This window comes from Blastococcus sp. TBT05-19 (assembly GCF_003319095.1).
Lineage (GTDB): Bacteria > Actinomycetota > Actinomycetes > Mycobacteriales > Geodermatophilaceae > Blastococcus.
In genome coordinates this window covers 335,787-354,303 of the sequence record NZ_QOHI01000001.1, presented here as the reverse complement: position 1 = coordinate 354,303, position 18,517 = coordinate 335,787, and the positions used below count along the sequence as shown (strand labels likewise).

Sequence of the window (18,517 nt, the reverse complement as noted above, 5' to 3'; positions counted from 1 at the left end):
TCGGGGAGGCCGTTAGCGATCCGTGACCTCAGAGCGGGACGCCGCTGGCCGTGGGCTCGGGCACCGGGGTGGCGCGCCGGGCGCGCAGGAACGGAAGCCGCTTGTCCCCGGGGACGACCGCCCAGGTGAGGGCCACCAGCAGCAGCTCGGTCAGCACGGCGAGCGCGGCGACCAGGACGGCGCCGGCGAGCACCGTCCCGTAGTTCTGCTGCGCGAACCCCAGGGTGATGATCCGGCCCAGCCCGCCGCCGGCGACCAGGGCGGCCAGGGTGGCCGTCGCCACCACCTGCACCGCCGCGGTGCGGACGCCGGTCATCACCAGCGGCGCGGCGAGCGGCAGCTCGGCGCGGAGCAGCACCTGGCGGCCTCCCATGCCCATCGCCCGGGACGCCTCGACGACGTCGGGGTCGACCGACCGGAAGCCCACGTAGGTGTTGGTCAGGATCGGCGGGACGGCGAACACCGCGAGCGCGATGGTGGTGGCCGTCGGGCCGAAGCCGATCGGGGTGACCGCGAAGAGGGTCAGCAGCGCGAGGGTGGGCACTGCCCGCGAGACGTTGGACAGGGCCACGGTGAACGCACCACCCCGGCCGGTGTGGCCCAGCACCGCTCCCACCGGCAGCGCGATCAGCATCGCCACGAGCACCGCGACCCCGGAGATCCGGAGGTGCTCGGTGAGCAGGTCGAGGATCCCGCCCGGGCGGGACCAGTTGAACGGGTCGTTGAGGTAGCGGAACGCCTCCTCCCAGCGGTTCACGCCCCCACCCCCCGGCTCATGCCGCGGCCCGTCGCGTCCACGGCGTGAGCAGCCGCTCGGCCCCCGCCAGCAGGAGGTCGGCCAGGAGTGCCAGCAGCACGCAGCCCAGCGTCCCGACGACGATCGGGGCCCGGTAGAAGTTGGCGTTGAACCCGCCGGTGATGAGCTGCCCCAGACCGCCGTGCCCGACGATCACACCCACGGTGGCCAGCGCGACCGTGGAGACGGTGGCGATCCGCAGCCCGGCCATGATCGCCGGCACCGCCAGGGGCAGCTCGACCTGCCAGAAGAGCCGGCCGGCCCCGTACCCCATGCCGCGGGCGGCCTCGCGCACCTCGGCGGGGACGGCCTGCAGGCCGGCGAGGAAGTTGCGCACCAGGATGACCAGGGAGTAGAGCACCAGGCCGATGAGGACCGTCGTGGTGGTGAGCCCGGTGATCGGCGCGACGAAGGCGAACATCGCCAGCGACGGGATCGTGTAGACGAGGGTGGACAGCCCCAGCACGGGCCCCGCGAGCCAGCGGCTCCGCCGGGCCAGCACCGCCAGCGGCAGCGCCAGCAGGGCACCGAGGACGACGGCGCCGACCGTCAGCCTGACGTGCTCGCCGAGGTAGCCCATGATGGTGTCCCAGTTGGACGTCACGTAGGACGGGTCGAACCACGGGTTCGGCGCCGCATCGACCGCGAGCAGCTCGCCGCTCGCCGCGCTCAGCACGGGGCGCGTACCAGGAAGGCCACCTCGTGGACGCTACTGCTTCTCCTGGCCGGTCCGCAGCCTCCGCCGAGGAGATCCGGCTGGAGGGCGTCAGCAAGGTCTACGCCGACGGCACGGTGGGCGTCGCCGAGCTGGACCTGACCTTCACCGCGGGTGAGCTGACCGTGCTGGTCGGGCCGTCCGGCTGCGGCAAGACGACCACGATGAAGATGGTCAACCGCATCATCGAGCCGACGACCGGCCGGATCCTGCTCGGCGGCGAGGACGTCACCGGGGTCGACCCGGTGCAGCTGCGCCGCCGGATCGGCTACGTGATCCAGAACGTCGGCCTCTTCCCGCACCAGACGATCCGGGCCAACATCGGCACGGTGCCGCGACTGCTCGGCTGGGACCGGGCGCGCACCCGCGACCGCGTGCAGGAGCTGCTCGCCCTCGTGGGCCTCGACCCCGACGTCCACGCCGACCGCTACCCGCACCAGCTCTCCGGCGGCCAGCGCCAGCGGGCCGGCGTCGCCCGGGCGCTCGCGGCGGACCCGCCCGTGCTGCTCATGGACGAGCCGTTCTCCGCCGTCGACCCGGTCGTGCGGGAGCGGCTGCAGACGGAGTTCCTGCGGCTGCAGGAGACGGTGCGCAAGACCATCGTGTTCGTCACCCACGACATCGAGGAGGCCGTGCGCATCGGCGACCGGATCGCGGTGATGAGCAGCGGCGGCCACGTGGAGCAGTTCGCGCCCCCCGCCGAGCTGCTGGGCCGGCCGGCCAACGACTTCGTGGCCGACTTCGTCGGCGTCGACCGGGGCCTCAAGCGGCTCGCCGTCACCGGCATCGACGTCGCCGACCTCGAGCACCCGCCGGTGGTCCGGGTGGACGACGGGCTGGCCGAGGCACGGGCCGCCCTGGTGCGGGCCGGGGCCCGCTGGGCCGTCGTCCTCGACGACCGGCAGGACCTGCACGGGTGGCTGTCGGTGGAGCGCGCCTCGGGCAGCGGCACGGTGCGCGACGCCTGCCGGCGGATGGAGGCCTGGGTGCCGGTCGGCGCGTCGCTGAAGACGGCGTTCTCGACCATGCTCCAGCTCGAGGCCGGCTGGGTCGCCGTCCTGGACGGGGACCGGTTCCTCGGGGTGCTGACCCCCGAGTCGCTGCACGCCGCCCTGCGCCGGTCGGTCGAGGGCTCGGTGCCCGAGACCGCCGGCGCCGCGCACACCTAGGAGCGGTCCTCCAGCAACGGCCCGGCCACCCGGTAGCGGGCGCAGACGAACGCGCCGTTCACGGCCGACTCGACCAGCTCCAGGTCCAGCCGCCGGGGCAGCAGCGGCCGTCCCGCGCCGAGGGTGACCGGGGCGACCGAGACGACCACCTCGTCGAGCAGTCCGGCTTCCGCGAACTGGCCGGCGAGGTCTCCCCCGCCGACCACCCACAGGCCCCTGCCGCCGGCGGCGGCGGTCATCTCGGCGTGCACCGTGCGCACGTCCCCGGAGGCGAACCGGACGTCCGCGCCCGTCGCCGAGGGCAGCTCCCGGGAGGTCATCACCCACGACGGCAGGGTGTACGGCCATTTCCCGTCCTCGTGCGCGAGCACCCACTCGTAGGTGGTCGAGCCCATCACGACCGCCCCGACGCCGGACATGAAGTCGTCGAAACCGAACGGCCCGCTCGCCTCGTTCGGCTGCCGGAGCAGCCAGTCGAGGGAGTCGTCAGGATCGGCGATGAACCCGTCGAGGGTGGTGGCGGTGTAGTAGGTCAGCACGGTGGTCCTCCCGTGGTCTCGCCGCGGCGGGCGCGGACCCAGTCGATGGGGTCGCCGGTGTCGATCTCGCGACCGGCGGCGCGGAGCAGGTGCCGCACGAGCTGCCGCCGGTGCGCCGAGTACGTCAGCACGTGCGCCACGACGCTGCTGAGCACAAAGCTCTCCGGCGGCTCGCACAGCGCGTCGATCAGCCGGTCGTCCCAGCCGCCGCGCCGGTCGACGTCGCGCACCACCGCCAGCCAGCGCGGCGCCGCGGCGTCGTGCCGTTCGAGCAGCCGGGCCGGTGAGGGGTCGTCGTCGCGCCGCGGGAGGTCGTGGCCCTCGATCGAGGCGAGCCAGACCTCGACGGTGGACACCAGGTGGTCGAGCACCGCCTGCACCGACTCCTCGGGCCCGTCCCAGGGCAGCACGACCGCCCCGGGCAGCCGGGTCGCGCGGAACTCCTCGTCGCTCAACCCCTTCGCGACCTCGATCAGGTGCCGCGCGTCGTCCAGACCGTGCGCCACCAGCTGCTCGGTGAGCGGGTTCATGGCGTGCTCCGTGCTCTGCACCCACAGCGAGGTGGGCGGGTGGAAGTGGATCCCGTTGGGCGCCGGGAGCCAGTGCCCGGTCGTCTCGTCGACCGTGCTGGGCGCCCGGCCGAAGGCGCGGGTGAACGCGCGGCTGAACCCCTCGACGGACTCGTAGCCCGCCGTCCAGGCGACGTCGGTGACGCTGCTGCCCCGGCGCAGCTCCCAGGCGGCGCGCTCGAGCATCACCCGCCGCCGCATGGCCACCGGCGGCTCGCCCGCGTCGCGGGTGAGCACCCGGGTGAGGTGGAACGGCGAGGCGTAGGCGTCGCCGGCCATGTCGGAGAGGGTGCGGTTGTCCTCGTCGAGCACCGCGTCGAGCAGCTCGCGCAGGCGGTCTCGTCCGGTCATGCGGTCAGTCTGGTGCGCCCCGGCCGCGGAGTGCTTGACCGTTCTTGCCCCGCTCAGCGGGCGGGCCGGTCCTCGCCGTCGGAGGGGGTGGGAGGAACGCGGCACGCGGCCTCCAGCAGCAGCGCGGCCGCGACCAGGGCCGCCGAGCAGGCCAGCCCGATCCCCGCGACCACCGTGTCGTCACCGGCCGCCGCGAGCCGCCCGGCGGCCGGCGCGACGTGCAGCAGCACACCGCCCCAGATCCCGGCGAGGACCGCACCCAGGTACGCGCTGGCCTGGGCCAGGACGGCCAGCCGGGCCACGAGCATCGGCTCGACGGGACGCAGCAGGGCCGCGCGGCCGTCCACCGTCGTGGGCCCGCGCCCGGCGCGGGCCTCCCGCTCGGCGGTCAGCCGGTACCGGAGCGTCCTGGCGCCGAGCGCCTCGGCGAGGGCGAGCAGGGCCAGCGGCGTGGGCTGCCACCAGCGCAGCGCGGGCAGGTCCCCGTACCAGGCGCGGACGAGCAGCCACGAGGCCACGGCCAGGCCGGCGGCGAGGGCGACCAGGTCGCGACGGCGGACGGGGGTCACGGGCGGCTCAGTGCAGGTGGTCCCAGCGCTGGACCGCGGCGACCTCCGCCGGGTCGAGCGCGGCGACCAGCTCGGAGACCGGACCCCGCCCCGGGAGGACGGCGGTGGGCTCGACGACGTCCCACGGCACGAGCACGAACGCGCGCTCGTGCGCCCGGGGGTGCGGCAGGGTCAGCTCGGGGTCGTCGGAGAGCACCGGGGCGCCGTCGTCCCCGGTCACGGCCACGACGTCGACGTCGAGGGTGCGGGCGCCCCAGCGGACCTCGCGGGTGCGGCCGGCGGCCTGCTCCAGCTCGTGCGCCCGGGCCAGCCAGCCCCGGGCGTCGCGGTCGCCCCGGACGACGGCGATGGCGTTCAGGTACGGCGGCTGCTCGACCGGCCCCCACGGCGGCGTCTCGTACAGCGTCGAGCGGGCCACGAGCACCCCGTCGTCCTTGAGCGCGGTGAGCGCGGCCCGGAGCGCGGCGGCTCGGTCGCCGAGGTTGGCCCCCAGCGACAGGACAGCTCTCGTCATCGACGCTCTCGCCGGATGCTGACGGTCACGTCGGCGAACGGCACGCCCAGCTCGGCCTCCGGCTTGTGCACGGTGATCTCCACGGCGTCGACGAGCTCGTCGGCCAGGCAGGCGTCGGCGAGCTGCTGGGCCAGGGTCTCGAGCAGGTTCACCGGCTCGCCGGTCAGGACGCGCTGCAGCTTCTGGGCCAGCTCGGCGTAGTTGACCGTCCGCGCCAGGTCGTCGCCGGCCGCGGCGGCGGAGGTGTCGAGCTCGAGGACGGCGTCGACGAGGAACAGCTGGCCGCGCTCGCGCTCGAACGCGTAGACGCCGTGGTTGGCGTGGGCGCGGATGCCGCGGACGGCGATCCGGTCAGGGGTCCGGTCACCCACGGCCTGCTCCTCTCGCTGCGCGGACTGCGGCCACGGTACGGACGGCGTCCACCGATGCCGCGGCGTCGTGCACCCGGACCCCCCACGCGCCGGCCTCGGCGGCCAGCACGGTGGTCGCCAGGGTCGCGGCGTCCCGCTGCTCGGCCGGCCGCGGGGAGCCGTCGGGCAGCGGCAGCAACCGCCCCAGGAAGGTCTTGCGGGACGCCCCGACGAGCACCGGCAGCCCGAGGCCGATCAGCCGGTCGAGGCCGGCCAGGAGCGCCCAGTTGTGCTCGGCGCGCTTGGCGAACCCCAGGCCCGGGTCGAGCACGAGCTGCGCGGGTGCCACACCGGCGGCGACGACATCCTCGACGCGGGCGGTCAGCTCGGCGCAGACCTCGGTGACGACGTCGCCGTACTGCGCCGCCGCGTACATCTCGCGGCTGTGCCCGCGCCAGTGCATCAGCACCCACGGCACCCCGGCGTCGGCCACGAGGTCGGCCATGTTCTTGTCCGCCAGCCCGCCGCTGACGTCGTTGACCAGCACCGCGCCCGCGTGCAGCGCCGCCTCGGCGACCTCGGCGCGCGTGGTGTCGACGCTGGTGCGCACCCCAGCCGCGGCGAGCTCGCGGATGACCGGCACGACCCGGCCGCACTCCTCGTCGGCGCCCACCCGGTCGGCTCCCGGGCGGGTGGACTCCCCGCCCACGTCGACGTAGTCCGCGCCGGCGGCGTGCATCGCCAGGCCGTGCGCGACGGCGGTCGCGGTGTCGGCGAAGCAACCGCCGTCGGAGAACGAGTCCGGCGTGACGTTCAGGACGCCCATGACCACGCAGTGACCCGGCCGCGGCAACGCGACCGGGGTCATCGGTGCGCCCCGCTCACCGGCCGAGCACGAGGCTCATCGCCTCGCTGCGGGTCGCCGCGTTCTCCCGGAAGATGCCGCGGACGGCGGAGGTGACGGTGGACGACCCGGGCTTGCGGATGCCGCGCATCGCCATGCAGAGGTGCTCGGCCTGGATCACGACGAGCACGCCACGGGGCTTGAGCGCGTCGGCGAGCGCGTCGGCGATCTGCCGCGTCATCCGCTCCTGCACCTGCGGGCGGCGGGCGTAGACCTCGACCAGCCGGGCCAGCTTGGACAGGCCGGTGACCCGCCCGTCGTGGCCGGGGATGTAGGCCACGTGCGCGACCCCGTGGAAGGGGACGAGGTGGTGCTCGCAGGTCGAGTACATCGGGATGTCCTTGACCAGCACGAGCTCCTGGTGGTCCTCGTCGAACGTCGTCGCGAGCACCTCGTAGGGGTCCTGCTGGAGCCCGGCGAAGGTCTCCGCGTAGGCGCGGGCGACCCGCGCCGGGGTGTCGCGCAGCCCCGGGCGGTCGGGGTCCTCCCCCACCGCGATGAGCAGCTCGCGGACGGCAGCGGCCGCCCGCTCCTGGTCGACGCCGGCGACCGGCTCGAGCAGCAGGTCCTCGGGCTCCGCCGGGATCTCGCTCACGCGACCTCCTCGCTGGCGCTCGTCGGACGTGCTCGCGAGGCTGCCCTGCCCATGGATGAGCTCGCGAGCTCGCTCATCGCTTCGCGGGGGACCCGACGTCGTCGCCGACCGGCGCGATCGCCAGCGGCGTGCTGCCGTTCTGGCCGGCCCGCTCCGACGGCGTGAGCACCGGCGGCTGCGTCGACGGCGTGCGCTTGCCGAAGCCGTTGTAGGGGGCCAGCGACGGGCGCTTGGTGACCGGCGCGCAGATGCGGGCCATGTCGTCCTTGGAGAGGGTCTCCTTCTCCATCAGCTCGAGCACCAGCTGGTCGAGGACCTCGCGGTGCTCCACCAGGATCTCCCAGGCCTCGTCGTGGGCGGCCTCGATCAGCGCCCGGATCTCGGCGTCGATGTCGGCGGCGACCGCCTCGGAGTAGTCCGGACGGCTGCCCATGTCGCGGCCCAGGAACGGCTCGCCCTCGGTGCTGCCGTACTTGACCGCACCCAGCTTGGCGCTCATGCCGTACTGGGTGACCATCGCCCGGGCCATGCCGGTGGCCTTCTCGATGTCGTTGCCGGCACCCGTGGTGGGCTCGTGGAAGACGAGCTCCTCCGCCGCCCGGCCACCGAGGGCGTAGGCGAGGGTGTCGATCATCTCCGACCGCGTCTGGGTGTACTTGTCCTCGGTCGGCAGCACGAGGGTGTGCCCGAGCGAGCGGCCGCGCGGCAGGATCGTGACCTTGTGCACCGGGTCCAGGTTGGGCAGCGCGTGCGCCACCAGGGCGTGCCCGCCCTCGTGGTAGGCGGTGACCTTCTTCTCCTTCTCGCTCATCGCCCGCGTCTTGCGCTCGGGGCCGGCGATGACCCGGTCGATCGCCTCCTCGAGGGTCTCGTCGGTGATGAGCGACCCGTTGCCGCGCGCGGTGAGCAGCGCGGCCTCGTTGAGCACGTTGGCCAGGTCGGCGCCGGTGAACCCGGGGGTGCGCCGGGCGACGGTCTCGATGTCGACGTCGGGGGCGAGCGGCTTGCCCTTGGCGTGCACGCTCAGGATCGCCTTGCGGCCGAGCAGGTCGGGACGGTCGACGGCGATCTGCCGGTCGAAACGGCCCGGGCGCAGCAGCGCCGGGTCGAGGATGTCGGGCCGGTTGCTGGCGGCGATGAGGATGACGCCGCCCTTGACGTCGAAGCCGTCCATCTCGACCAGCATCTGGTTGAGGGTCTGCTCGCGCTCGTCGTGCCCGCCGCCCATGCCGGCGCCGCGGTGACGGCCGACGGCGTCGATCTCGTCGATGAAGATGATCGCCGGCGCGTTCTCCTTGGCCTGGGAGAACAGGTCGCGGACACGGCTGGCGCCGACACCGACGAACATCTCGACGAAGTCCGAGCCGGAGATCGAGTAGAACGGCACGCCGGCCTCGCCGGCCACGGCCCGCGCCAGCAGCGTCTTACCGGTCCCGGGCGGGCCGAAGAGCAGCACGCCCTTGGGGATCTTGGCGCCGACGGCCTGGAACTTGACCGGGTTCTGCAGGAAGTCCTTGATCTCGTGCAGTTCCTCGACGGCCTCGTCGGCGCCCGCGACGTCGGCGAACGTCGTCTTCGGGGTGTCCTTGGTGACCTGCTTGGCCTTGGACTTGCCGAACTGCATGACGCCGCGGCCGCCGCCCTGCATGGAGTTGAACAGCCAGAAGAGCAGCAGCAGCAGGATCAGGAACGGCAGGAAGCTCACCAGGAGGCTGACCAGCAGGCTGTCCTGGGTGACGTTGGTGTCGAACCCCTCGGAGTCGCCCTGCTCCTCGCGGAGCAGCTCGACGATCGTGTCCTCGAAGGCGCTGGGGTACGAGGCGGTCACCTCGGTGCTGCCCTGCACCTCGTCCTCGAGGTCGAGGTCGAGGGTCTGCTCGCGGGTGTTCAGCGTCGCGGACTCGACGTTGCCGCTCTCGATCTGCTCGAGCGCGGTCGAGGTCGAGATCTCCTGGCGGTTGCCGTTCCCGCTGAAGAAGGTCGAGACCGTCAGGGCCAGGAGGATGACCAGGACGATCCAGAACCAGACGGAGCGGAAGATCTTCTTACGTTCCATACACCGATGCCGGGCGCCGGCGGAACCGGCCTGCCCGTCGACCCTCCTGTACGTGCCCGGGACGCAGCCGGCGGCCCGGGTGGGGACCCCGGCGCTCGGTGCAGCGTCGTCGCGATCGACGGTACACCGGGCAGCCTGGGCATCCCCTGCGTGCGACCTGGGAAGGTCCGCGCATCCCCCGCCCGGAGGAGAGACCCTCCGGGGTCAGCTGGAGTAGACCTCGGGCTTGAGCGTGCCGATGTAGGGCAGGTCGCGGTACCGCTCGGCGTAGTCCAGGCCGTAGCCGACGACGAACTCGTTCGGGATGTCGAAGCCGATGTACTTCACCGGCACCTCGACCTTGACCGCGTCGGGCTTGCGCAGCAGCGCGCACACCTCGAGCGAGGCCGGCGACCGGCCGCCCAGGTTCTTCAGCAGCCAGGACAGGGTCAGGCCCGAGTCGATGATGTCCTCGAGCACCAGCACGTGCTTGTCGGTGATGTCGCGGTCGAGGTCCTTGAGGATCCGCACGACGCCGGAGGAGCTGGTGGAGGAGCCGTAGGAGGAGACGGCCATGAACTCCATCTGCGTGGGCAGCTGCAGAGCCCGGGCGAAGTCGCTCATGAACAGCACGGCGCCCTTGAGCACGCCGACGAGCAGGACCTCGCGCCCGGCGTAGTCCGCCGCGATCCGGGCGGCGAGCTCGCCGATCTTCGCCTGGATCTGCTCCTCGCTGAGCAGCACGTGGTCGATGTCCGGACCGTAGCCGTGGTCGGGACCGAGGGCCCCGGGGGTGCTGGCGGGCTCCGTCGTCACGGAAGGGGCTCCTCGAGGGCTGCGGGTCCTGGATCGGCGCCGAGGAGATCCGGCGCCTGGACCACCAGAGTGCCAGACGTGCGGAGCACCCCTGCGCCGCCGGGTAGGTCGATCCGGCCCTGCCCCCGCCACCGTGTGACGAGCGCCTCGACCGCGCGGAGGTGCACCGCCTGCAGGTCGGGGACCCCGGCGGCGAGCAGCCAGCCGCGCAGCACCCGCCGGCGCAGCGCCGCCGGCAGCGGCTCCAGCGGGCGGGCCGGCAGGCTCCCGTCCCCGGACCCCAGGCGGGCCAGCTCCGCCGCGGCCAGGCCGTCCAGGGCGTCGAGGTCCTCGCGGAGCAGCTCCGCCGTCCGCGCCAGGGCCGGGGCCACCCCGCCGCCCAGCACGTCCTCCAGCAGCGGCAGCGCCTCGGCCCGCAGCCGGGCCCGCGTGTAGGCGGGGTCGTCGTTCCAGGGGTCGTCCCACACCGGCAGCCCCTGGTCGGCGCAGGCCTGCCGGGTGGTGGCTCGTCGCACGCCGAGAAGCGGGCGCCAGAACGGCGGCCGGTCCTCGACCATGCCGGCGACCGAGCGCGGCCCCGAGCCCCTTCCGAGGCCGAGCAGCACGGTCTCGGCCTGGTCGTCGAGGGTGTGGCCGAGCGCGACGCGGGCGCCGTGCTCGTCGGCCGCGCGGGTCAGCGCCGCGTAGCGCGCCTCCCGGGCGGCGCCCTCCGGTCCGCCCGCGGTGGCGACGTCCACCGGCAGCACCAGCACGGGGTCCAGACCCAGCCCGGCGAGCAGCTCCGCGGTCGCCCGCGCCCGGTCGCCGGACCCCGGCTGCAGCCGGTGGTCCACGGTGACCGCGCCGACCCGGACGCCGGCGTGCCGCGCCTCGAAGGCCAGCGCGGCGGCCAGCGCCACGGAGTCCGCTCCCCCGCTGCAGGCGGCGAGCACCGGGCGCGACGAGCCGCGCAGCCCGGACCGGACGGCGTGCCGCAGGACCGCGACGGCGGGAGGTGGCCCGCTCACCCGGCGGTCAGGCCGGGATGGCCGGGCGGCCGAGCACCCGCTCCACCCACCGCTCCGGGGCGGTGAGCTCGTCGATGCGCGGCAGGTTCTCCGGGCCGTCCCAGACGCGGTTGAAGCCCTCCATGCCGGCGAGGTCGACGACGCCGCCGACGAAGACCCGGCCGTCGGCGTACTGCTTCATCTTCTGCTCGAGTCCGAGCAGCCGGCGCAGCACGCGGTCCAGCGGTCCCCGGCCCTTGCGGCGCTGGGCGAACCGCTTGCGCAGGGTGCGCACCGACGGCACCACGTCGGGCCCGACGCCGTCCATCACGTACTCGGCGTGCCCCTCGACCAGGCTCATCACCGCGGTGACCCGGTCCAGCACCTCGCGCTGGCGGGGGTCCTGGATGAGCGCCATCAGGCCCTCGGGCTCGCGCCCGGGCTCGGTGCCGCGGACGGCGTCGAGGATGCTGCGGAACACGTCCTGCACGCGCTCGCGGAGCACGTCGGGGGCGAGGTCGGTGGCGGAGACGAACTCCGCGATCTGGGTCTCCAGGTAGCCGTGCAGCCACGGGACGCCGGTGAACTGCAGCTGGTGGGTGACCTCGTGCAGGCAGACCCACAGCCGGAAGTCCGACGGGTCGACGCCCAGTTTGCGCTCGGTGGCCACGATGTTGGGCGCCACCAGCAGGAGCCGGCCGCCGGTGCCGAAGATCTCGTACTGCCCCAGGACCCGGCTGGCGAGGAAGGCCAGCAGCCCGCCGGCCTGCAGCCCGGTGGCCCGGGAGCCGATGGCGGTGGCGAGGGCGCCGGGGCGGCTCTCCTGCTGCTCGGCGAGCTTCTCGACCAGCGGGTCGAGCAGGGTGGCCATGCCGCGGGCGTTGGCGTCGGCCCACGCCGGGCGGTCGACGACGACGACCTCGGGAACGGCGCCGCCGGGGACCGGGCTCAGGCCGGTGAGGGCCTCCACGTGCGCGACCGCGGTGGCCGCGGCCTCGTGCAGCTCGCGGACGACAGCGGCGGCCTCCTCCCGCGTCGTGCGCGGACCCGGGCTGACCAACCGCCGGGCGGTGCGTCCGGCGAGGTCCCAGTCGACCATCGAGGAGGCGCTGCTCATCGCTTCACCGTACGTGGTGACGGACTGGAACGGCCGCCCTTCAGGGGCCCGGGCCGAGCGAGCGAGGCCTGGGGGGAAGGGCGGTCCTTCTAACAGCCGCAGGCGGCGAGCTGAGCGGCGAACTCGTCCAGCGCACCTTCGGCCGCGACCTCGCCGCCGGTGGCGTCGTCGGCGACGACGGCGAAGGCCAGCAGCCTGCCGTCGGCGGTGACCGCGGTGCCGGCGAGCGCGTGCACCCCGAGCAGGGTGCCGGTCTTGGCGCGGACCGTGCCGGGTGCGGTGGCCGGGTCGTCGTCGCCGCGGTCGGCGAGGGTGCCGTCGTAGCCGGCGATGGGCAGCCCGGCGAGCAGACCCGAGGCGTTCCCCAGGCTGCCGTCGGCCGCACCGGTGACGATCGCGGTGAGCACCTCCGCGGTCACGCTGTTGGTGGCGGACAGCCCGCTGCTGTCGGAGAGGGTGACGTCGGCGACGGGGATCCCGGCCTCCTCCACCGCGTCGGTGATGGCCTGCGCCGCACCGTCGAAGGTGGCCGGCTCGTCGCGGGCGATGGCGACCTGGCGGCCGAGGGTCTCGGCGAGCACGTTGTCCGACAGGGACAGCATCTGCTCCACCTGCCTCAGGACCGGGGCCGACTGCACGATGCCGAGCGTCTTCGCACCGGCCGGCGCCTGCCCGAGGACGACGGTGGCGCCCGGGGCGCCGAGCGCGTCGGCCAGCGCCGCACCGGCGTCCAGCCCGGGCTGGCCGCTGCGCGCCGTCGCGCCGGGGCTCACCCGGGCGCCGTCGACGGCGGTGGCGGTGATCGGGGCGGCGTAGCTGGAGGGCGCATCGCCCGGACCCCAGCCGCTGGCGGTCAGCGGACCGGTGTAGAGCGAGCTGTCGACGACGACCCGGGTGACCGCCGTGCCGGCCGGCAGGGCCCCGACGACCTGGGTGGCGAGGTCCTCGACGGTGGGGGCGCCCGGGTAGGTCCGCGACGGGCTGGTGCGCGAGAGCGTCACGTCCCCGCCGCCCACGAGCACGACCTCGCCCGGGACCGCACCGCTGACGACGGTGGTCGCCAAGGTGTCAGCCGGGTCGAGCGTGGTGAGCGCTGCGACGGCGGTGAGGAGCTTGGCGGTGGACGCCGGTGTCACGGGGGCGTCGGACTGCTGGTCGAACAGCACCTCGCCGGAGGCGACGTCGACGACCTGGGCGGTCGCGCCCGAGCCGAGGGCCGAGCCGGTGACCAGCGGGGTCAGCCGGGTGGCCAGGACGTCGGCGTCGGGGACGGGCGCGTCGTCGGACAGCCCCGCGAGGACCGGGTCGACGGGTCCGAGCTCGGGGAGCCGGGCGTCGGGGACCGGCGCGGCGTCGGTGCCGGAGGCGTCGTCGCGGCCGAGGGTCACACCGAGTGCGATGCCGCCGCCGACGAGCAGCAGGACGAGGGTCACGACGGCCGTGATCATGCGGCGGCGGAACCGCCCGTAGTTCGCGGTGATGACCGTCGATCCACCCGACGAAATGCTCTCCACCCCCTATGAGGGGACCTGAGCCGACCTCGTCGTCCCCCATGGGCCAGACTACGGTCGTGCAGTTCGACGTGACGGTAGAAATCCCGAAGGGCCAGCGGAACAAGTACGAGCTGGACCATGAGACCGGACGCATCCGCTTGGACCGGATGCTGTTCACCTCCACCCGCTATCCGGCGGACTACGGCTACATCGAGAACACCCTGGGGCAGGACGGCGACCCGCTCGACGCCCTGGTGATCCTCGAGGAGCCGACGTTCCCGGGGTGCCTGGTGACCTGCCGGGCCATCGGCATGTTCCGCATGACCGACGAGGCCGGTGGGGACGACAAGGTCCTCTGCGTCCCGGCGACGGATCCGCGGGTGGCCCACCTCAAGGAGATCCACGACGTGTCGGAGTTCGACCGTCTGGAGATCCAGCACTTCTTCGAGACCTACAAGGACCTCGAGCCGGGCAAGTCGGTCGAGGGTGCCGAGTGGGTCGGCCGCGAAGAGGCCGAGGCCGAGATCAGGGCCTCGATCGAGCGCGCCAAGGAAGCATCCCCGCACCACTGATCGACCCCCGGCCCCTCGGGTCCGGACGCCGATCGCACCGACGGCGGCACGTCTCGACGACGTGCCGCCGTCCGTCGTTCCCTGACGCCGGTGGGCGACGCCGCTCCCGCTAGGTTCTCCGCGTGTCCTCGTGGCGTCCCTGGCAGCTGCGCATCGCGCCGTGGTGGATCGGGTTCCTGGTGCTGAGCGCCGTCGTCGCCGCAGGTCTCGGCCAGTGGCTCCTGTTCACGACGACCGGCCTGCTCGCGCTGGGTGCGGCGATGTCCTTGCGGACGGAACGGCGCGCGCTGCGCCGCCGCCAGGGCGGGGACTGACCCCCCTGCGCCGGGAACGACGCCGGGCCCGTCCTGGTGGACGGGCCCGTCGCGTGGAGAGCCGCCTGTCGGAATCGAACCGACGACCTTCTCATTACGAGTCAGAACGAGGACGTGCCCGGGAGTGATCCCGAGTGAGCGCCCGTGCCATAACCGCAGGTCAGCTGCGCGAGGCTGTGCCTCCCCGTACCGGACCGTTCGCCCCACTCCTGCCCAGTTCGCGCCCACCGTGCGCCCACCGCCGACTGGCTCACCGGGTCTTCCGCGGAGCCGCCCACGTCCGGCACCGTCGTCCGATGGACGCGAGCGAACTCCGAGCCCTGGCACTCCTCCTCAAGCCCCACGCCGACGAGGTGCTGAGCATCTGGGCCGAGGAGGGTGTCCCCGCGGCACATCCCCAGCGGAGGTCGCCAGCGCAAGAGGTGCTGACGCCCGAGGGCTACCCGGAGTACTCCAAGTACGCCGAGATCGTCGCCGGGTGGGATGAGTGGGCGGAATGGGTGACCCGCCAGCCGGACCGCAGCGCCGATGAGGCCGCGAGGCTGCGGAACGTTGGACGCATCCTGGCCGCCGGCGTGAAAGCCCAGGATGAGAAGCCGCCTCGCCAGGCGGCCAAAGACGCCTTCACGCCGGGTGGCCCGTCTGTCGACGAGCTCGAGCGGCGGATCGTCGCCGACCGCGAGGCCGAGGCGTTCTTGCAAGCTGGGCTCGCCTGGACCCCCGAGCGCGGCCCCTCGATGCGTCACTTCGTGAACGCCTTCCGCATGCGGCTGCTCCTCCCCCCGCTCGAGGAGCCCGACCCCACAGACACGTCTCCGCCGCTCGGCTGAGACGAGGCGGGCCCGCCGCCGGGTGCAACCGACGACGGGCCCTAGATCCCCACCCCTGGGAGGGCGAGGACCATGACAGAGAACGCTATCGGCAGCGACCGACAGACTCTCCAGGTGAAGCACGAGGTCTGGTGCAACGTGAACGAGCATCAGCGAGTCGCCCTCGAGCTCGACGCGACGGTCGGCTGCGTCGGCCGCCGGATCGAGGTCCGCACGGGACTCGCGGGCTGGTGGCACCAAGAGCAGCCAGGTGACGAGCCGCGCTTCTGCGTCGACGTCGCGAGTAGCGGCAACTGGGAGCCCAGCCTGCGCGACCTGCAGGTCGTCGAGGACGCTCTGTCGGCTGTTGGAGGTACGCCCGACGACCTCCTTGGCCTCATCCTGACGGCGCAGTTCGAGATGGAGCGCGGCGCCCAGGCTGAGGAGGACCGGTGAGCATCGGGGAACTCACACGGGATGAGCGCAGCCGGCAGGTTGCTGAACTGACCGCCGAGGGCTGGTCGAGAGCGGAGGTTGCCGAACTGCTCGGCGTTGCTTGCTCGACCGTCTACGCGGACTTGGTTCGGCTGAGGGAGAGGTCAGCGCCTATCCCGCTGGACGTGTCGCCGGAGCGGGCGGCGATCGCCTTCACGGCGGACCGCGGGTGGCACGTGGTGCAAGCGCCGCCGGCTTGGTTCCTCGACCTGCTGGCGGAGGTCGACTGACCGAAGCGTCACAGTGACGAAGCGCCCCGCCCGCCTGGCTAGCGGGCGGGGCGCCTGTCGGTGGCCTTCGACCGGCGGCTACCGGACCGGGGTGCGGGGTGACGTAGCCGGGCGGCGGGTGACCTCGCCGACGCCGTCATCATGACGATCGCAGTCCGGATGAAGACGTCGTCGTCCACAGGCGGTGAAGTTATCCACCGCTTTCAGGAAAGGCCGCTGTGCAAAAGGATGTGCATAAGTGGTGGATAGTGGTGTACGCGACACTCTCGAATAACGTGACAAGCAGCCCTCGAAAGGGCACACTTAACGACGTCCCGTGGAGGACGTCTTGAGCGGGTTGGCCCCCGCTCCGCAGCAGAGCAGGGCTCGTGATCGCACCGAGACCCTGCTCTGCTTGCTTTTCGTGTCGACAAGTCGGCGTGTCGGCTCCGGATCGCACGCTTGTTCGTATAGGGTTCTGCTGCCCCGAGGTTGGACTAGCCCCCCAACCTGACGACCTCCACGACCCAAGGACCCCTGGATGCCCGGACATGCCGGGCGACTCGATGCTCGACCGCAGCGGTCAGCTCACCGGAGCCGGCCGTCCGCAGTCCCCGCACCGAGCGACGCCCATGTAGCCGCCGATCGTGCCGTCGCGCTCCAGCGTGACCTGCGGCGGTGTCGTGGCGTCGGGACCGTCCAGGGTCCACCACTGACTTCCGCACGAGCACGCGAGCAGAGGTGTCGCGGACCCCCGGCACATGCTGGTTCGCACGATCGTCCCTCCTTCACTCTCGGACGGAAGAGGAGGAAGCCATGGCTCGACGCAGCCTCGGCTCCCCGCTCGGTCCGGGGAGCACCTGGAAGACCGGGCAGAGGACGCCGCAGACCGGCCACTGGCGCGACCAGTACGGCGACGTGACGTTCTTCTCCAAGCACACCACCTTCCCGCCCTGCATTGGGCGGAAGGGCGAGTGCGCTTTCCGGACCTTCGTGGGCGCTCCCCGGCCCCTCACCACCTAGGTCCGACTTCTCGGCGGCCAGAGCTGGCAGGCCGAACGCCGTCGAGGACGTCGGGTCCCAGGAGTGCACATCGTGCACCAACAGTTCTAGTCCCCCCAAGGCGCCCCTGCGCGCTGTGAGTCGGACGAGATGGTCGGTGCGCGTGTGCCGCAGGTTGCTCAACGCGGAAGAAGGCCCCCGTCGGCTCTCCATCAGGAGACGCCGGCGGGGGCTCTTCGCTGCCTTCGAGCCCAGAGCCCAGCCACACTGAAGCCGCGCCCGGCCACCATCTGTCACCGCATCGACGGACGTGCGGGCGACGCGGTGACGGGTGAGCGTGTTGCAGTGCGCGCAAGCCTCCTGGGCTGTCGGGGGGCGCCGCTACGGTCAGCGGCAGGACCGCGACCACCCGGGTCGCGGACGAACGGGAGGTGGGCCATGTCGGCCAAGGACGATGCACAGCTGGCCGTGTTCACCGAGGTGAAGGCGATCATCGAGGCCTCGAAGGACACGCTCCCCGCCCACCGGGCGGAGATCCTGCGGAAGGCCGCGCTCGCCTACCGTCTGGCCGCTGGTGGTACGCAACCCGGCGGCAGCGTCGTCGAGAAGGGTTAGCGCGCGCCGAGGGCGACCGTTCAGCTCGGAGCAGCTGGCCCGGTCGGCTCCTCGGGCAGCGGGGCGACCCGGCCCGGGTCGGCGTCGGCCCAGGTCTGTCGCGGACCGGGCGCCGGCGGCAAGTCCGGCGGTGGCAGCACCGGTGGACCCGCCGGCCCCTGGTCCGCGACGTCGGACTCGAGCTCGCTCACGACTGCACCCCCCACACCGCGGCATCCAGCCGCACGGCGCCGGTCCCGGCTGTCCGTCGCGCCTGCACGACGATCGAGTGGGTCGTGTACGCGTCGCCGGGGATGGCGAACGGGCCCACGTACTTCGTCTCCACGGTGAACCCCACCGGCTGCACATCGCCGACTTGGACGCCGTCGACGAGGACACGGACCTCTCCGGTGGTCCCGGCCACGTCGGTGGTGCACCGAATGTCCGCCCGGGCTCTGGCGTTGACCTTGTGGAACGCCCCAGGGGTCCGGAAGACGTCGACGAAGGCGCTGTCGGTGACCGCGACCATGTCGGTGTACCGGGCTCTCGTGACGGGGATCGGCACGTAGGGCCGCGAAAGTCCCTGACCTGAGGCAGTGTCGTCGGACACGACGATCACCTGCGCGCGGTCGTAGAGTGCGAGGAACTGGTTGAAGCCGTCACCGGTGTTGTCCGGGGTGGGGTCGTAGAGCGCGAGAGCGATCGTGCCGTCTTCGCGGCGAAGCACCAGCCCCGGCTGCAGAGTGCCGTCGGGCAGCGCCGGGGTGATGCCGCCCATGTAGACCGTCGAGTCGCCGGTTGCGCCCGGCTGAGCCGCGGGCAGGCCGCGGACCCGCAGCGCACCACCGTCGACGGTGATACCGCCGCCGCCCTTGACCGTCAGCCCCTTACCGCCCGAGATGGAGGCGTTGCGCAGCAGACCGGAGCGCATGAACTTCGCGACCTCGTCCGCCGCGATCTGGCGGATCCGCTCTCCCAGACCCGGAGGTGTCCCGGCGTCCACA

23 protein-coding genes are annotated in these 18,517 nt (G+C 73.1%); 8 read left to right on the top strand and 15 right to left on the bottom strand.

Features of this window, described 5'->3' with window-relative positions; translation table 11 throughout:
- Window positions 1-28 precede the first annotated feature (28 nt).
- A complete protein-coding gene (locus tag DQ244_RS01745; RefSeq protein WP_113809756.1) occupies window positions 29-757 on the bottom strand; it encodes an ABC transporter permease in 729 nt (242 codons plus the stop codon).
- A 16-nt stretch (window positions 758-773) separates the two neighbouring features.
- A complete protein-coding gene (locus DQ244_RS01740; RefSeq protein WP_113809755.1) occupies window positions 774-1,472 on the bottom strand; it encodes an ABC transporter permease in 699 nt (232 codons plus the stop codon).
- Between the two features lie 26 nt (window positions 1,473-1,498).
- Between DQ244_RS01740 and DQ244_RS01735 the strand changes: the two genes are divergently transcribed.
- Window positions 1,499-2,680, top strand: coding sequence for an ABC transporter ATP-binding protein (locus tag DQ244_RS01735; protein ID WP_113809754.1), 1,182 nt, complete (start codon window positions 1,499-1,501; stop codon window positions 2,678-2,680).
- On the opposite strand, the gene DQ244_RS01730 is transcribed toward DQ244_RS01735, so the two are convergent.
- The 12 genes from DQ244_RS01730 to dacB all read right to left on the bottom strand — a co-directional run bounded on the left by DQ244_RS01730 (window position 2,677) and on the right by dacB (window position 13,539).
- Window positions 2,677-3,219 carry a dihydrofolate reductase family protein gene (locus DQ244_RS01730; protein ID WP_113809753.1) on the bottom strand — a complete coding sequence of 181 codons (543 nt, stop codon included), beginning with the start codon at window positions 3,217-3,219 and terminating at the stop codon, window positions 2,677-2,679. The two genes, DQ244_RS01735 and DQ244_RS01730, sit on opposite strands and share 4 nt — an antisense overlap.
- Window positions 3,213-4,139: a helix-turn-helix domain-containing protein gene (locus DQ244_RS01725; protein ID WP_113809752.1), complete on the bottom strand. Its 927-nt coding sequence runs from the start codon at window positions 4,137-4,139 to the stop codon at window positions 3,213-3,215. Before DQ244_RS01725 ends, DQ244_RS01730 begins: the two co-directional genes overlap by 7 nt.
- A 53-nt stretch (window positions 4,140-4,192) precedes the next feature.
- Entirely contained in the window at window positions 4,193-4,708 is a 516-nt protein-coding gene (locus DQ244_RS01720; protein ID WP_113809751.1) for a DUF3180 domain-containing protein, read from the bottom strand.
- Between the two features lie 7 nt (window positions 4,709-4,715).
- On the bottom strand, window positions 4,716-5,222 hold the full coding sequence (gene folK / locus DQ244_RS01715; RefSeq protein WP_113809750.1) for a 2-amino-4-hydroxy-6-hydroxymethyldihydropteridine diphosphokinase: 507 nt from the start codon (window positions 5,220-5,222) through the stop codon (window positions 4,716-4,718).
- Window positions 5,219-5,593 (bottom strand): dihydroneopterin aldolase, encoded by a 375-nt coding sequence (gene folB / locus DQ244_RS01710; protein WP_113809749.1) that lies wholly within the window; start codon window positions 5,591-5,593, stop codon window positions 5,219-5,221. The genes folK and folB overlap by 4 nt, the downstream gene beginning before the upstream one ends.
- The gene (gene folP / locus DQ244_RS01705) at window positions 5,586-6,398 is read right to left on the bottom strand and encodes a dihydropteroate synthase (RefSeq protein WP_233491105.1); all 813 of its coding nucleotides are present in this window, start codon (window positions 6,396-6,398) and stop codon (window positions 5,586-5,588) included. The genes folB and folP overlap by 8 nt, the downstream gene beginning before the upstream one ends.
- A 55-nt stretch (window positions 6,399-6,453) precedes the next feature.
- On the bottom strand, window positions 6,454-7,062 hold the full coding sequence (gene folE, locus DQ244_RS01700) for a GTP cyclohydrolase I FolE (protein WP_369832092.1): 609 nt from the start codon (window positions 7,060-7,062) through the stop codon (window positions 6,454-6,456).
- An 82-nt stretch (window positions 7,063-7,144) separates the two neighbouring features.
- A complete protein-coding gene (gene ftsH, locus DQ244_RS01695) occupies window positions 7,145-9,127 on the bottom strand; it encodes an ATP-dependent zinc metalloprotease FtsH (RefSeq protein WP_113809746.1) in 1,983 nt (660 codons plus the stop codon).
- A 204-nt stretch (window positions 9,128-9,331) separates the two neighbouring features.
- A complete protein-coding gene (gene hpt / locus DQ244_RS01690) occupies window positions 9,332-9,922 on the bottom strand; it encodes a hypoxanthine phosphoribosyltransferase (RefSeq protein WP_113809745.1) in 591 nt (196 codons plus the stop codon).
- A complete protein-coding gene (gene tilS / locus DQ244_RS01685; protein WP_113809744.1) occupies window positions 9,919-10,929 on the bottom strand; it encodes a tRNA lysidine(34) synthetase TilS in 1,011 nt (336 codons plus the stop codon). The genes hpt and tilS overlap by 4 nt, the downstream gene beginning before the upstream one ends.
- A gap of 7 nt (window positions 10,930-10,936) precedes the next feature.
- Window positions 10,937-12,025: a zinc-dependent metalloprotease gene (locus DQ244_RS01680; protein ID WP_113809743.1), complete on the bottom strand. Its 1,089-nt coding sequence runs from the start codon at window positions 12,023-12,025 to the stop codon at window positions 10,937-10,939.
- An 89-nt stretch (window positions 12,026-12,114) separates the two neighbouring features.
- Window positions 12,115-13,539 carry a D-alanyl-D-alanine carboxypeptidase/D-alanyl-D-alanine-endopeptidase gene (gene dacB / locus DQ244_RS01675; protein WP_113809742.1) on the bottom strand — a complete coding sequence of 475 codons (1,425 nt, stop codon included), beginning with the start codon at window positions 13,537-13,539 and terminating at the stop codon, window positions 12,115-12,117.
- A 56-nt stretch (window positions 13,540-13,595) separates the two neighbouring features.
- On the opposite strand from dacB, the gene DQ244_RS01670 reads away from it, so the two are divergent.
- The 7 genes from DQ244_RS01670 to DQ244_RS19260 all read left to right on the top strand — a co-directional run bounded on the left by DQ244_RS01670 (window position 13,596) and on the right by DQ244_RS19260 (window position 17,534).
- Complete coding sequence (locus DQ244_RS01670) at window positions 13,596-14,090, top strand: inorganic diphosphatase (protein ID WP_113809741.1); 495 nt, start codon at window positions 13,596-13,598, stop codon at window positions 14,088-14,090.
- 122 nt (window positions 14,091-14,212) lie between these two features.
- Window positions 14,213-14,404, top strand: coding sequence for a hypothetical protein (locus tag DQ244_RS01665; RefSeq protein WP_113809740.1), 192 nt, complete (start codon window positions 14,213-14,215; stop codon window positions 14,402-14,404).
- Window positions 14,405-14,700: 296 nt separating this feature from the next.
- Entirely contained in the window at window positions 14,701-15,234 is a 534-nt protein-coding gene (locus DQ244_RS01660) for a hypothetical protein (protein WP_113809739.1), read from the top strand.
- A 114-nt stretch (window positions 15,235-15,348) separates the two neighbouring features.
- A complete protein-coding gene (locus tag DQ244_RS01655) occupies window positions 15,349-15,669 on the top strand; it encodes a hypothetical protein (RefSeq protein WP_147251448.1) in 321 nt (106 codons plus the stop codon).
- Window positions 15,666-15,938, top strand: coding sequence for a hypothetical protein (locus tag DQ244_RS01650; RefSeq protein ID WP_113809737.1), 273 nt, complete (start codon window positions 15,666-15,668; stop codon window positions 15,936-15,938). The genes DQ244_RS01655 and DQ244_RS01650 overlap by 4 nt, the downstream gene beginning before the upstream one ends.
- A 795-nt stretch (window positions 15,939-16,733) precedes the next feature.
- A complete protein-coding gene (locus DQ244_RS01645) occupies window positions 16,734-16,940 on the top strand; it encodes a hypothetical protein (protein WP_113809736.1) in 207 nt (68 codons plus the stop codon).
- Window positions 16,941-17,357: 417 nt separating this feature from the next.
- Entirely contained in the window at window positions 17,358-17,534 is a 177-nt protein-coding gene (locus DQ244_RS19260; protein ID WP_158544446.1) for a hypothetical protein, read from the top strand.
- A 187-nt stretch (window positions 17,535-17,721) separates the two neighbouring features.
- Here DQ244_RS19260 and DQ244_RS01640 read toward each other — a convergent pair whose 3' ends face one another.
- A complete protein-coding gene (locus DQ244_RS01640) occupies window positions 17,722-18,516 on the bottom strand; it encodes a hypothetical protein (protein WP_158544445.1) in 795 nt (264 codons plus the stop codon).
- Window position 18,517: the final 1 nt, after the last annotated feature.

Coding starts and splice junctions, on each gene's coding strand:
- DQ244_RS01725 (WP_113809752.1), bottom strand. CDS start 4,139: ATGACCGGACGAGACCGCCTGCGCGAGCTGCTCGACGCGGTGCTCGAC.
- folK (WP_113809750.1), bottom strand. CDS start 5,222: ATGACGAGAGCTGTCCTGTCGCTGGGGGCCAACCTCGGCGACCGAGCC.
- folP (WP_233491105.1), bottom strand. CDS start 6,398: ATGGGCGTCCTGAACGTCACGCCGGACTCGTTCTCCGACGGCGGTTGC.
- ftsH (WP_113809746.1), bottom strand. CDS start 9,127: ATGGAACGTAAGAAGATCTTCCGCTCCGTCTGGTTCTGGATCGTCCTG.
- DQ244_RS01680 (WP_113809743.1), bottom strand. CDS start 12,025: ATGAGCAGCGCCTCCTCGATGGTCGACTGGGACCTCGCCGGACGCACC.
- DQ244_RS01660 (WP_113809739.1), top strand. CDS start 14,701: ATGGACGCGAGCGAACTCCGAGCCCTGGCACTCCTCCTCAAGCCCCAC.
- DQ244_RS01645 (WP_113809736.1), top strand. CDS start 16,734: ATGGCTCGACGCAGCCTCGGCTCCCCGCTCGGTCCGGGGAGCACCTGG.
- DQ244_RS19260 (WP_158544446.1), top strand. CDS start 17,358: ATGTCGGCCAAGGACGATGCACAGCTGGCCGTGTTCACCGAGGTGAAG.